Source organism: Sphingobium sp. LF-16, assembly GCF_003711185.1.
Lineage (GTDB): Bacteria > Pseudomonadota > Alphaproteobacteria > Sphingomonadales > Sphingomonadaceae > Sphingobium > Sphingobium yanoikuyae_A.
Genome location: NZ_CP029335.1, coordinates 3,106,007 through 3,118,358, shown reverse-complemented (window position 1 = coordinate 3,118,358; position 12,352 = coordinate 3,106,007). Strand labels below are relative to the sequence as shown.

General features: G+C 66.3%; 12 protein-coding genes. 4 read left to right on the top strand and 8 right to left on the bottom strand.

What is annotated here, in order from left to right; genetic code table 11:
• Positions 1–73: 73 nt before the first annotated feature.
• Positions 74–526, bottom strand: a complete 453-nt coding sequence (locus tag DIZ22_RS14450; RefSeq protein ID WP_004208636.1) for a peptidylprolyl isomerase — start codon at positions 524–526, stop codon at positions 74–76.
• Between the two features lie 183 nt (positions 527–709).
• Between DIZ22_RS14450 and mgtE the strand changes: the two genes are divergently transcribed.
• Together mgtE and DIZ22_RS14440 are read left to right on the top strand one after the other, a co-directional pair.
• Positions 710–2,161 (top strand): magnesium transporter, encoded by a 1,452-nt coding sequence (mgtE, locus tag DIZ22_RS14445; protein WP_010339599.1) that lies wholly within the window; start codon positions 710–712, stop codon positions 2,159–2,161.
• A gap of 23 nt (positions 2,162–2,184) precedes the next feature.
• A complete protein-coding gene (locus DIZ22_RS14440) occupies positions 2,185–2,583 on the top strand; it encodes a DUF1489 domain-containing protein (RefSeq protein WP_010339600.1) in 399 nt (132 codons plus the stop codon).
• 19 nt (positions 2,584–2,602) lie between these two features.
• Here the strand turns inward: DIZ22_RS14440 and DIZ22_RS14435 are convergent, their stop codons facing one another.
• From DIZ22_RS14435 to DIZ22_RS14410, 6 genes are all read right to left on the bottom strand, one after another.
• On the bottom strand, positions 2,603–3,928 hold the full coding sequence (locus tag DIZ22_RS14435) for an amidohydrolase family protein (RefSeq protein ID WP_010339601.1): 1,326 nt from the start codon (positions 3,926–3,928) through the stop codon (positions 2,603–2,605).
• Positions 3,929–3,995: 67 nt separating this feature from the next.
• Positions 3,996–5,402, bottom strand: a complete 1,407-nt coding sequence (locus DIZ22_RS14430; protein WP_010339602.1) for a UdgX family uracil-DNA binding protein — start codon at positions 5,400–5,402, stop codon at positions 3,996–3,998.
• 10 nt (positions 5,403–5,412) lie between these two features.
• A complete protein-coding gene (locus tag DIZ22_RS14425; protein WP_010339603.1) occupies positions 5,413–5,883 on the bottom strand; it encodes a hemerythrin domain-containing protein in 471 nt (156 codons plus the stop codon).
• A gap of 61 nt (positions 5,884–5,944) precedes the next feature.
• The gene (locus tag DIZ22_RS14420; RefSeq protein ID WP_010339604.1) at positions 5,945–6,301 is read right to left on the bottom strand and encodes a hypothetical protein; all 357 of its coding nucleotides are present in this window, start codon (positions 6,299–6,301) and stop codon (positions 5,945–5,947) included.
• Positions 6,302–6,383: 82 nt separating this feature from the next.
• The gene (locus tag DIZ22_RS14415; RefSeq protein ID WP_048937449.1) at positions 6,384–7,625 is read right to left on the bottom strand and encodes a putative DNA modification/repair radical SAM protein; all 1,242 of its coding nucleotides are present in this window, start codon (positions 7,623–7,625) and stop codon (positions 6,384–6,386) included.
• 44 nt (positions 7,626–7,669) lie between these two features.
• Positions 7,670–9,532 carry a CHASE3 domain-containing protein gene (locus DIZ22_RS14410; protein ID WP_010339606.1) on the bottom strand — a complete coding sequence of 621 codons (1,863 nt, stop codon included), beginning with the start codon at positions 9,530–9,532 and terminating at the stop codon, positions 7,670–7,672.
• A 116-nt stretch (positions 9,533–9,648) separates the two neighbouring features.
• Between DIZ22_RS14410 and DIZ22_RS14405 the strand changes: the two genes are divergently transcribed.
• Positions 9,649–10,803: an FAD-dependent oxidoreductase gene (locus tag DIZ22_RS14405; protein ID WP_010339607.1), complete on the top strand. Its 1,155-nt coding sequence runs from the start codon at positions 9,649–9,651 to the stop codon at positions 10,801–10,803.
• A 30-nt stretch (positions 10,804–10,833) separates the two neighbouring features.
• Here DIZ22_RS14405 and DIZ22_RS14400 read toward each other — a convergent pair whose 3' ends face one another.
• Entirely contained in the window at positions 10,834–11,727 is an 894-nt protein-coding gene (locus tag DIZ22_RS14400) for an NAD(P)/FAD-dependent oxidoreductase (protein WP_010339608.1), read from the bottom strand.
• Between the two features lie 119 nt (positions 11,728–11,846).
• Between DIZ22_RS14400 and DIZ22_RS14395 the strand changes: the two genes are divergently transcribed.
• Positions 11,847–12,311, top strand: coding sequence for an Rrf2 family transcriptional regulator (locus DIZ22_RS14395; RefSeq protein WP_004208622.1), 465 nt, complete (start codon positions 11,847–11,849; stop codon positions 12,309–12,311).
• Positions 12,312–12,352: the final 41 nt, after the last annotated feature.

Below are 12,352 nucleotides of genomic sequence, written 5' to 3'. Positions count from 1 at the left end.
GGCCGCACCGGTGTCGGGGCTTGGCCTGCCGCCATGCCCATGAGGGCTGGCGGTGGCCTTGACGGCGTATCGCTTAGGCGACGGTCGCCTTGACGATCTTGCCCGGAGTCTTGGGCGGCTCGCCCTTGGGCAGCGCGTCGACATGTTCCATGCCCGAGGTGACTTCGCCCCAGACGGTATACTGACCGTCGAGGAAGGTGGCGTCGTCGAAGCAGATGAAGAACTGGCTGTTGGCGCTGTTCGGGTTCATTGCGCGGGCCATCGAGCACACGCCGCGGACATGCGGTTCGCGGCTGAATTCGGCCTTGATGTCGGGCAGCTTGGAGCCGCCCATGCCGGTGCCGGTCGGATCGCCGCCCTGCGCCATGAAGCCGGGGATGACGCGGTGGAAGACCACGCCGTCATAGAAGCCGTCCTTGGCAAGGGTGGTGATGCGTTCGACATGGCCGGGCGCCAGATCGGGGCGCAGCTTGATCACGACGTCGCCGCCGCTGTCGAGGGAAAGGGTAAGGGTTTCGTCGGCCATGAAAGATCCTCTCATTGGGGAAGGCGTTGATCGCCTCATATAGAGGCTTGGGATGGGGATGGAAGCGGCTGTTTGGCAAAGCCTGTCCCATCTGTTGCCAAAGCGCGTCCAACCCCATTGCAATTATATTGTGCATCGGCGAAAGCATCGAAATGTTACAGGAACCGGACAGTTGCGCGCGCCATGACCGAACGTGGCGATTTGGCCGAGCCGCGGCCGCACGAGGAACTTGCTGACGAGAGTCTGATCTCGGCCGGTATGGAGCAGGCCGAGTCGAGCCTGGACGAGGATGACCGGCTGAAGCCCGAATTCCTGTCCGCCGTGCTGGATGCGGTGGATGAAGGCGATATCGACCATGCGCGCGAGTTGGTTTCGCCGCTGCACCCCGCCGACATCGCCGACCTTCTGGAACTGACGCCCGCCGAGCAGCGTGGCGAAGTGGCCGCCGCGCTGGGCGACCTGGTTGGCGCGGAGGTTCTGTCCGAACTCAATGATTATGTGCGCGACGACCTGATCGGCGCGCTGGCGCCCGAACAGGTCGCCGAATTCGCCTCCGAACTCGATACCGACGACGCCGTCGCGATCATCGAGGACATGGAGGAGGCCGACCAGCAGGCGGTGCTGGAGGCGATGGAGCCGGAGGATCGCGCCGCGATCGAGTCCGCGCTTTCCTATCCCGAAGAATCCGCCGGCCGCATGATGCAGCGCGACCTGGTCGCGGTGCCCGAGCATATGACGGTCGGCCAGGTGATCGACTATCTGCGCGACAATGGCGACCTGACCCGTGATTTCTGGGAAATCTTCGTCGTCGATGAGGGGCATAAGCCGATCGGCACCTGTCAGCTCAGCTGGGTGCTGACCTGTCCGCGCGGCATAGCCATGGCCGACCTGATGAAGCGCGAGCAGACGCTGATCCCGGTCGACATGGACCAGGAAGAAGTGGCGCTGCGCTTCCAGAAATATGCGCTGATTTCCGCCGCGGTGGTCGATGGCAGCGGCCGGCTGGTCGGCATGATCACGGTCGACGACATCGTCCACATCATTTCCGAGGAAGCGGGCGAGGATATTCTCCGCCTGTCGGGTGCGGGCGAAGGCGACATCAACGAGCCGGTGATGGACAGTTATCGCGCGCGCGTGCGCTGGCTGCTGACCAATTTGCTGACCGCGCTGGTGGCGTCCACCATCATCGGCATTTTCGAGAATACGATCGAGAAGATGGTGGCGCTCGCCACGCTGATGCCGATCGTCGCGGGCGTGGGCGGCAATGCCGGCAGCCAGACCATGGCGGTGACGGTGCGCGCGCTGGCCACCAACCAGATTACCGGGTCCAACGCCCGCCGCACCATATTGCGCGAAATTCGCGTGGCTTTGCTCAATGGCTGCACCGTGGCGCTGGTGCTGGGGCTGGGCGTGGGGCTGGTGTTCCACAATGTCGCGCTGGGCGGCGTGATAGCCGCGGCGATGATGACCAATATTGTGACGGCCGGGCTGGCGGGTGCGGCGGTGCCGCTGGCGTTCGACCGGATGAACCTCGACCCGGCGGTGGCATCCTCCATCTTCGTCACCATGATCACGGATTCGATGGGCTTCTTCGCTTTTCTGGGGTTGGCGACGGCGGCGGGATTGACCGGCTGAACCGCCGCCCCATCTAGACGCCAATGCCGCTGCACCTGACCAAGATCGCCTTCCAGAGCGAAAGCCCCGCAACCCTCAAGGCCTGGCTGGAAAGCCATGCGGACGAGGCGCGCCTGACCACCCGTTACCTGCCCAAGCGGCTGGAGGAGATGGAGGGCGGGTCGCTCTACTGGATTCACGGCCATGCGCTGGTCGGCCGCAGTCCGATCCTGGGATTTCAGGAGACCGGGCAGGGGCGCTACTGGATCCGGCTGGCGCCGCGGCTGATCCCGGTGCGGACGGCGCCCAAGCGTGCGCATCAGGGCTGGCGCTATCTGGAGGACAAGGATGCGCCGCCCGATCTGGGCGGGGGCGAGGCGGACGATCTGGAAGCGATGCCGCCCGCCATGCTGAACGAACTGGCGCGGCTGGGGCTGGTCTGACGCCAGCCCCAGGCGAGGTTCAGATCATCGGCTTGCCATCGGCCTTCACCACGGCGCCGCCCTTCATGACGAATCCGACCTTTTCGAGCTGGCGGACATCGGCCAGCGGGTCGCCGTCGACCGCGATCAGGTCGGCATAGCGGCCGGCCTGCAACGTACCGACATCGGCGCTGCCCAGCAGGTCGGCGGCATTGGCGGTGGCGGCCTTGATCGCTTCCATCGCCGGCATGCCCGCCCGCACCATCAGCGCGAATTCCTGGGCATTTTCGCCATGGTCGGACAGGCCGAACGTGTCGGTACCGAAAGCGATCTTGACCCCGGCGGCATAGGCCTCGCGCAGATTCTTCTGCAGCAGCGGGCCGATCACCAGCGCCTTTTCGGCGGTCGAGGGATTGAGCTGTTCGGGATGTTCCTTGGCGCGCTGATAGACGCGCTCGCCCACCAGCATGGTCGGCACCAGATAGGCGCCATATTGCTTGAAGATCTTGTAGCTGCCGGCGTCGGCATAGGAACCATGCTCGATCGAATCGACGCCCAGCGCGATCGTATGGTCGATCGCCTCCTTGCCATGGGCATGGGCCGCGACCTTCATGCCCAGGCTGTGGGCGGTATCGATCACCGCCTTGATCTCCTCGTCGGTCATCAACTGATGCTTGGGATCGTCGCCGATCGACATGACCCCGCCCGAGGGCATGATCTTGATGAGGTCGGCGCCCTCGCGCTTGAGCCTGCGCACGGCGATGCGGGCGGCTTCCGGGCTGTCGATCACATTGTCGCTGATGTGCGGAATGTCGGCAAATTCGACGCGCAGGCCGTTGACCGCGTCGCCATGGCCGCCGGTCGGGCCGAGCGGCGTGCCCGCCACCCACAGGCGCGGGCCGGGGATGACGGCGCCGTCGATCGATTTCTTGAGCGCGACGATCACCTGGGTATCGGCGCCGCAGTCGCGGACCGAGGTGAAGCCGGCGAGCAGCGTGTTGCGCACGAAACCGGTCGCCTCGATCGCGTCCTCATAGGCGCTGCGCGTCACGGCGTTGCGGATCGGGTCGCCGCTGTGCCAGCCGGCGGTGATATGGTCATGGGTGTCGATCAGGCCGGGCAGCACGGTCTTGGCCGACAGGTCGATCACCTCTGCGCCGGCGGGGGTGACGAAACCGGACTGGATCGCGGTGATGCGATCATCATGGATCAGGATCGACACTTTCTCGCGCGCGGCAGCGCCGGTGCCGTCGATCATCCGTCCGGCATGGACCACGACATCCTTGGCCATTACGGCCGGCGCCGACACCGCGACCAGTGCTGCCATGCTGCATGCGGCGAGTGCCGCTGCCTTCCCCCAGATCATGTAACCCCCTGTTTAATTTGATGGCGGCAGCGTCGCGCGCAGCGAGCCGGCCGTCAACGGATTTATATCAGGCGAGGGCGTGGAGCCGATCGCCGACCATCCGCAGGTCGGCGACGAAGCGGGCCTGTTCCTGCGCCTGACGATCGGGGTCGGGCAGGCGCAGCAGATAGCTGGGATGGACGGTGATCCAGGCTTCGGTGCCGTCATCGAGCGGGATCGGCCGGCCGCGCATCTGGCTGATCGTCACCGGCTTGCCCAGCAGGGCGCGGGCCGCGGTGGCGCCCAAAGCGACGATGATGCGCGGGCGGATCAGGTCCAGTTCCTGTTCCAGCCACCAGCGGCAGGCCCTGATCTCCGGCACGTCGGGTGTCTGGTGCAGGCGGCGCTTGCCGCGCTGTTCATATTTGAAATGCTTGACGGCGTTGGTGACATAGGCGCGTGCCCGATCCACGCCGGCTTCGGCCAGTGCAGCGTCGAACAAATGGCCGGCGGGACCGACAAAGGGGCGACCGGCCAGATCCTCCTGATCGCCCGGTTGTTCGCCGATGAAGAGCAAAGATGCGTCGAGCGGCCCTTCGCCGAACACGGTCTGCGTGGCTGGCCCGTGCAGCGGACAGCGGGTGCAGGCCATCGCTTCGTTTCGCAACGCCTGCCAGGCGGCGCGGCTATTGCCGGAGCGAGCGGCCGGGCGTGGCGCAGTGGCGATCATCGCCGCCTCGCGTGCCTGGGCGCCGGCGACCAGATCGGGGATCAGGGCGGCTTCGGGCAGGTTGCGCCAATATTTGCGCGGCATTTCCGACAGCATCGCCCCGGTCTTCAATCGGGCCGGGTTGAAGATGGCGGCATAATAGCCCTTCCACACATCTTCGACCGGATCCTCGGCCGGGGCGTCGCCGCGCTGCGCGCCGGGGCCTTCGGTCAATATGTCGCCATCCCAATGGATGCTGACCTCCGGCGTCAGGATCGACCAGCGCATCGATGCGAAGCGGCGGGTGAAGAAGCCGGCATTGGCGCGGACGATATGATGGTCGGGCTCGAACCAGGCGATGAAGCGCGGGCCGTCGCCTTCATCCAGTTCGCGGAAGCGGACGAAGGCGCGCATCTTGTGGATATCGCGCCGCACCGCCTTGGCCAGATCCTCGACCCGGCGCAGCAGCGGATCGGCGCGATCCTCCATCCGGCCGGGCACCGCGCGCACCGCCAGCAACAGGCTGTAGAGCAGGGAGAAGCGGGCGGGATCGCGATGGAGGATCGCGCTTTGCGCCAGGTCGACAAAGGCGCGCGGCACGGAAAAGGCCGCATCCGCCGGAGCCGGGGGCAGGGGTGTTGCGTCGCTGCCGAACAGGTCTGGCGTGGCGCTGCCCGCGACATCCCAGAGGATGGCGTCGGCGGGAATGGCGGCCAGGGCCAGCGCGCGGGCCGCATCGCGCCAGCCCTCAAAATCGTCCGGCCCCGCCAGCGTCACCCGATGCATGGCCGTCCGGTCAGTCCTCCGCCTCGGCGCGGGCCAGTTCGGCGGGCTTGCGGCGCGCGAACAGCTTCGCCAGCTTTTCCTCCTCGGCGGCGCTCAGTTCCTTGGCGGCGTCGGGGAACATCTCTTCCTCTTCCTCCTCGATATGGTGGAGGTAGCGCTTCTTGAGCTGGTCGAAGGTGCGGCGCCAGGCATCGCCATTGAATTTCAGGCCATCCAGCTCCTCCAGGAAATCGTCGATTTCCTTATGTTCGGACACGCTGTGCTGGGCATCTTCGCGCAGGTCGGGCTGGGCGAGCATAGTGGCGTAGAGCGTCTCTTCCTCGGCGGCGGCATGGGCCGTCACCTCGATCTTGAACTGGTCGAACAGCTTCTCCAGCCGGTCGTCATCCTTTTCGCGCGTCGCCTCCGCCATCTTGTCGAACAGCTGGCGATGGGCGTCATGATCCTGTTTCAGGCGATCGAAAATGCTGGCCTTGGCCATGGGCAATCCTCCTTCATGCGATGAAGGAGGAAACGATGGCCCAGTAAAAAGGGTCCGGCGCTTAGCCGAACAGCGCGTGGAAGATGATCGCGACCGGAACCCAGAGCAGCGCGCCCAGCAGGCTGGTGCCCCAGAGCTGGAGCAGGTCGCGGCGGAAGCGCAGGCGCAGACCGGCATGGGACAGGCCGCTGTGGTCAAGCATCTGCCAGCGATGTTCGAGCGCGCGGGCGGCGATGGCGAAACCGCCGATCGCGATGATGACGCCGAGGTGCAGGACCAGCGAGCCGCCCATCTTGGCGACGATGAAGATCTGAAGCAGGCAGAAGACGACAAGGGCGGCCGCAAGATGCGTGCTGATGCGCTTGGCAAAGCCTGCGCCCTGCCGCTCCATGGCCTGATTGTCGAAAAGTGTCGCCAAAGTCCCGATCCCCTTGCTGATCGTGTTACAAGAGTTTCATGAACCGTGCTTGCGATCAACCGCAAAATTGCCTCGGCTCCCCTTAAAAAAGTTCGAGCTGGGCGGCGGGACGCCGCAACTGCGCGGACAGATCGACTCGGTCGGCCAGTTGCACCGGGCGCCAGTCGGCGGCGATCAGGAAGGGGCGCAGCTTGACGATCGACGTGGTCAGGCGCGCGACATCTTCCAGCCGCAGCTGGCGATGGCGGCGACTGGCCAGGATGCGCTCGACCGCCTTCACCCCCAGGCCCGGCACCCGCAGCAGCATTTCGCGCGGCGCATGGTTGACGTCGACCGGGAAGCTGGCGCGATGCTGCAAGGCCCAGGCGAGCTTGGGATCGATGTCGAGCGGCAGGCAGCCACTGTCCCGGTCGGTCGCGGCGGCGATTTCGGTGGCGGAATAGCCATAGAAGCGCATCATCCAGTCCGACTGGTAGAGCCGATGTTCGCGCATCAGCGGCGGGCGCTTGAGCGGCAGCACGCTGCTGGGCGAGGGGATGGGGGAGAAGGCGCTGTAATAGACGCGGCGCAGCCGGTGCCGGTCATAAAGGCTGCTCGCCCGCTGGATGATGGCGCGATCGTCAGCGGCATCGGCACCGACGATCATCTGGGTCGACTGGCCCGCCGGGGCAAAGCGGGGGGCATGGCGATATTTGCGGCGGGCGTCGCCCATATCGTCCATCTGGCTGCGCATCTGCGCCATCGCCCCCTCGATCCGACGGCCGTCCTTTTCCGGCGCCAGCCGCTTGAGGCCGGGTTCGGTCGGCAGCTCGACATTGATCGACAGCCGATCGGCATGGAGGCCGGCCTGACGCAGCAGGTCCGGATCGGCATCAGGAATGGTCTTCAGATGGATATAGCCGCGAAAATCATGATCCTCGCGCAGGCTGCGGGCGACCTCGACCATCTGCTCCATCGTATAGTCGGACGAGCGGATGATGCCGGAGGAGAGGAACAGTCCCTCGATATAGTTGCGGCGATAGAAGCTGAGCGTGAGGTCGACCACTTCGCGCGCGGTGAAGCGGGCGCGGCGGACATCGCTCGACCGGCGGTTGATGCAATAATGGCAGTCGAAGATGCAGCTGTTGGTCAGCAGGATTTTCAGCAACGAGATGCAGCGGCCGTCGGGCGCATAGGCATGGCAAATGCCCATGCCTTCGGTCGAGCCTATCCCCTTGCCGTCGCGCGAATCCCGCTTGGTCGTGCCGGACGAGGCGCAGGACGCGTCATATTTGGCGGCATCGGCAAGGATTTCGAGCTTTTTACGGGTGGACAGGGCGGACATGTGTTCATGTTACGTTCCTGATTCCGGCTTGTCCATAATCCAGATCAGGCCGGCTCCTCGTCCAGCACCTGGCGCACCTTGCCGGCGAGCTGGTCCATGGTGAAGGGCTTGGCCAGGAAGGCGACGCCGGGATCGAGCATGCCGTTATGGACGATGGCGTTGCGGGTATAGCCGGTGGTGTAGAGGACGCGCAGTTCCGGCCGGTCGGCACGGGCGCGGTCGGCGAGGATGCGGCCGTTGATGCCGGGCATGACGATGTCGGTGAAGAGCAGGTCGACCCGCGGTTCGATCGCCAGCATCGCCAGCGCCTGTTCGCCATCGGCGGCCTGGACGATGGTGTAGCCCAGTTCGCGCAGGGAATCGACCGACATGTGCCGCACCCGGTCCTCATCCTCGACCACCAGGATGATCTCGTCCCCCTGGGCACGGGGCAGATCGAGGGCGATGGCGGGCGCCACCGGATCGGCGACCGGCACGCCATAATGGCGGGGCAGATAGATTTTGATCGTGCTGCCCTGACCGGGTTCGGAATAGATTTTCACATGGCCGTGCGACTGGCGGACGAAGCCGAACACCTGGCTGAGGCCCAGGCCCGTGCCCTTGCCCACGCCCTTGGTGGTGAAGAAGGGGTCGAAGGCGCGCTCGACCACGTCGGGCGTCATGCCGGTGCCGCTGTCGGTGACCGACACCAGCACATATTGGCCGGGGATCACCTCCGCATGGGTCGCGGCATAGGCATCGTCGAGATAGGCATTGCCGGTTTCGACCGTCAGCCGGCCACCATCGGGCATGGCGTCGCGGCCATTGACGCACAGGTTCAGGATCGCCGCTTCCAGCTGGCCGGGATCGATGCTGGCCCGCCACAGGCCGCCGGACAGCACGCTTTCCACCCGCACCCGCTCGCCGATCGTCCGGCGCAGCATGTCCGACATGCCGCCGACCAGCTTGTTCACGTCGGTCGATTGCGGCGCCAGCGGCTGCTGGCGCGAGAAGGCGAGCAGCCGCGCGGTCAGTTGCGCGGCGCGCTGCGCGCCCTCGGTCGCATTGTCGAGGCCGTTGCTGATGCGCCGATCGATATCGGCGGGCAGGCGGCGCCGCGCCATGTCGAGCGAGCCGATGACGACCGCGAGCATATTGTTGAAGTCATGGGCGATGCCGCCGGTCAGCTGGCCGATCGATTCCATCTTCTGCAACTGGCGGACCTGCGCCTCCATCGCCGTGCGCTGTTCCGCTTCGCTGACCAGCCGGGCATTGGCCTCGGCGAGCGCCCGTTCGCTCGCGACCGCCTCGATCATGCGGCGGCGGGCGTTGCGCAGCGCCAGCAGGCCCAGGATGATGACCAATGCGGCGCTGACCGACAGGCTGGCGGTGACCCAGAAGGTCAGCCGGTTGGCCTCCATGCTGCGCAGGCGCAGCAGATCGGTCTCGCGCGCCTTCATGGCGGTGATATGGGCATGGATGCCGGCCATCGACATCAGGCCCGGCGCGAAGGCGTTGGGATCGACCGGGCGGTTGCGCCGTCGCAGCTCGATCCCGCCGTCCAACAGGGTCAGGCGCTGCGCCAGCATCTGGCCCAGCCGATCGGTCGCCTGCACCTGTTCCGGATTGTCGCGCACATCCTCGCGCAATTGCGCGATCTCGCGCGGCCAGTCCGCCTTGAACGTGTCGAACGGCCCCAGGAAAGGATCCTGGCGGGTCAACATATAGCCGCGCTGGGCGCTTTCGGCGGCCTGCACCCGCGACAGGATCACCGACAGGCGGTTTTCGACGCGCAGCGTGTGGTTGACCCAGCCGATCTCGGCTTGCTGGCTGCGATAGAGCCAGATGGTGCCGCCTACCGCAACGATGACGGTGGCAAGCGCGAGCAGCAGAACGACGATGGATCGTTCGGGGCGGAGCGCATTCATCTGGTCTTAATGGGCAATTAACAACGGTGGGGCAACCCGATTGTGTCTGTCATGCGACGGGTCGTTGCGGTTATGTCCGGGCACTTCGTTGAACCGGTCGGCAGATAGGGGGCGGGATGATGGACAGACGCGATTTTCTGGCGCGGGGCCTGGGCGGGCTGGGTGCCCTGTCGCTGGCGGCGGGGGGCGATGCGGCCAGCCTGTTCGATCCGCTGGCCGGGCTGGAGCCGATCCGCGCGACGCCCGATCGCATCTTTCGCATCACCGTCTGCCTGCGGCCCTTCCGCGCCGCCGGGCCGCGCATCGCGGTGGAAGAGGTGGGACGCAAGCGGGTCGTCCATCATTATGGCCATGGCGGCAGCGGCTGGTCACTGTCCTGGGGATCGGCCGAGGTTGCGGTCGGCATGGCGCTGGCGGATGGGATGACGGATATTGCGGTGATCGGCGCCGGCGCGATCGGCCTCACCACTGCGCTCACCGCCCAGCGTGCCGGGGCGCAGGTGACCATCTATGCCAAGGAGCAATTTCCCGACGTGCGATCGGCGCGGGCGACCGGCACCTGGTCGCCCGATTCCCGGATCGCGATGGAGGGTGGCGTCGATGCCGGCTTTGGCGATCGCTGGGAGGCGATGGCGCGGCGATCCTTCGCTTTCTATCAGGGGCTGCTCGGCCTGCCGGGCGATCCGGTGGAATGGACCGACCGTTACATGCTGTCGGACGGCCCGGCCGTGGCGCCCGCCGTCGAGATGCCGACGCCGCAGCGGCCCGATCGCTTCATCCGGCTGGAGGAGCGGCTGCACGACATCATGCCGCGATCGGTCGAGCTGGCGCCGGGCACCCATCCCTTCCGCACCGAACGCGCCCGGCGCAGCAGTTCGCTGACCTTCAATGTCGCCGACCTTGCCCATCAATTGACCAATGATTTCCTGATCGGCGGCGGCCGCATCGTGCCGATGGAATTGCACGAACCCCAGGATGTGACGCGGATGAAGCAGAAGACGGTCATCAACTGCACCGGCTATGGCGCGCGGGCTTTGTGGCGGGACGAGAGCATCGTGCCGGTGCGCGGCCAGATCGCCTGGCTGATCCCGCAGGCCGGCGCCACCTATGGCGTCTATCATGACAAGCTGGCGATGCTGGCGCGGCGCGACGGCATCGTGGTGCAGGAGGTCGGGGAGGACGACTGGTTCGGCTATGGCGACGCCAACGAAGCCCCCGACCGCGCCGCCGCCGAGGCATCGGTGCGCAAGCTGGCGGGCTTCTGGAAATAGCGCGGCGCCGTCCAGCCCCGCCCCCGCCTGTCAGGCGAAGACCAGCGACTGGTGCGCGCCGACCCCGGCCTTGACCCCGGATGCGGAGGCAAAGGTCGCATTGTGCATGGGGGAGGTGGCGTCGCCGGCGGCATAGACGCCGGGCACCGAGGTCAGGCCCCAGGCGTCGATGCTGATGAAGGGGCCGGTCGGGCCATCCTCCAGCGCGCAGCCGAGCTGGACCGCGACATCGCTGCTGAGCCGCGTTCTGGGAGCGGTGAAGACAGCGGCGATTTCTATCGTCCGGCCGTCGGCCAGTTGCACGGCGCTCAGCGCGGGCGCGTCACCAATCAGTGCGACCACGGGCACGCGCTCGATCGTGACGCCGCGCGCCTCCAGCCGGGCGCGTTCGGCATCGTCCGGCTCATATTGGCCCTGGGTGAAATAGGTGGATGGTCCCCAGTCGGGGATCAGCGCGGCCTGATGCGCGCACATTGGGTGGTTGGCGATGATGCCCAGGGGATGGTCGCGCACTTCATAGCCATGGCAATAGGGACAGTGCAGCACCGTCTCGCCCCAGCGTTCCGCCATGCCGGGGATCGACGGCAGCTCGTCGCTCACGCCGGTCGCCAATATCAGCCGCCGGGCCAACCGGGTTTCGCCGCTGGCCAGGGTCAGTGCGAAGCTGTCGCTGCTCTTGATGGCATGACGCACTTCGCCGGCCAGCATCCGGGCGGTGGGATAGGCGAGCAGCTGGCGCGCGGCATCGCGGATGATGGCGCGGGGCGTGCGGCCATCCTGCCCCAGGAAGCCATGGGCGGCGTCGGCAAAGCGGTTCCGCGGCAGGCCGGCATCGATCAGCAGCACATCCTGCCGCGCGCGGGCGAGCTGCATTGCCGCCGACTGGCCGGCAAAGCTGCCGCCGATCACGATCACGTCATGCATGGGTCTTCCTTTCAATGGCTGCACCGAATCACGATACTTGATAAGTTACATAATCGTGCCTCGCACATTTGCAACAATTGATGTTGCGTGATAGGCGAGCGGGAAAGGAGACGCCTGCGATGCAGCTGGATGCGCGCCTGTCGAGAATGCTGCATATCCTGATCCACATGGATCGGCTGGACGGCCCGATGACGTCGGAGCTGGCGGCGCAGATGCTGCGCACCAATCCGGTGGTGGTGCGGCGGACCATGGCGGGCCTGCGCGACGCGGGCTATGTGCGATCGGAAAAGGGGCATGGCGGCGGCTGGACCCTGGCCCGTCCGCTCGACGCGATCCGCATCCTCGACATTTATCGCGCGGTGGGCGAGCCGCGCATCTTCTCGATCGGCCCGGCCGACCCCAATCCGCAATGCCTGGTCGAACAGGCGGTCAACGCCTCCATGGCGGCCGCGATGCAGGAGGCGGAGGCGATGCTGATCGCCCGGCTGGGACAGGTGACGCTGGCGCAGATCGCGGCGGACTTCGACCAGCGCTATGCCGCGCTGCTGGCGACCGGGGCGATCGAGCCGCTGACCGGCCATTGAGCCAAGCGGCTTGCCAACCGCCTGTGGCGCGGCCATCAGGC

Excerpts from the sequence above, each read along its gene's own strand:
- DIZ22_RS14425 (WP_010339603.1), bottom strand. The coding sequence starts at position 5,883 with ATGGCCAAGGCCAGCATTTTCGATCGCCTGAAACAGGATCATGACGCC.
- DIZ22_RS14400 (WP_010339608.1), bottom strand. The coding sequence starts at position 11,727 with ATGCATGACGTGATCGTGATCGGCGGCAGCTTTGCCGGCCAGTCGGCG.
- DIZ22_RS14440 (WP_010339600.1), top strand. The coding sequence starts at position 2,185 with ATGCCGCTGCACCTGACCAAGATCGCCTTCCAGAGCGAAAGCCCCGCA.
- DIZ22_RS14435 (WP_010339601.1), bottom strand. The coding sequence starts at position 3,928 with ATGATCTGGGGGAAGGCAGCGGCACTCGCCGCATGCAGCATGGCAGCA.
- DIZ22_RS14395 (WP_004208622.1), top strand. The coding sequence starts at position 11,847 with ATGCAGCTGGATGCGCGCCTGTCGAGAATGCTGCATATCCTGATCCAC.
- DIZ22_RS14450 (WP_004208636.1), bottom strand. The coding sequence starts at position 526 with ATGGCCGACGAAACCCTTACCCTTTCCCTCGACAGCGGCGGCGACGTC.
- DIZ22_RS14405 (WP_010339607.1), top strand. The coding sequence starts at position 9,649 with ATGATGGACAGACGCGATTTTCTGGCGCGGGGCCTGGGCGGGCTGGGT.
- mgtE (WP_010339599.1), top strand. The coding sequence starts at position 710 with ATGACCGAACGTGGCGATTTGGCCGAGCCGCGGCCGCACGAGGAACTT.
- DIZ22_RS14415 (WP_048937449.1), bottom strand. The coding sequence starts at position 7,625 with ATGTCCGCCCTGTCCACCCGTAAAAAGCTCGAAATCCTTGCCGATGCC.
- DIZ22_RS14430 (WP_010339602.1), bottom strand. The coding sequence starts at position 5,402 with ATGCATCGGGTGACGCTGGCGGGGCCGGACGATTTTGAGGGCTGGCGC.
- DIZ22_RS14410 (WP_010339606.1), bottom strand. The coding sequence starts at position 9,532 with ATGAATGCGCTCCGCCCCGAACGATCCATCGTCGTTCTGCTGCTCGCG.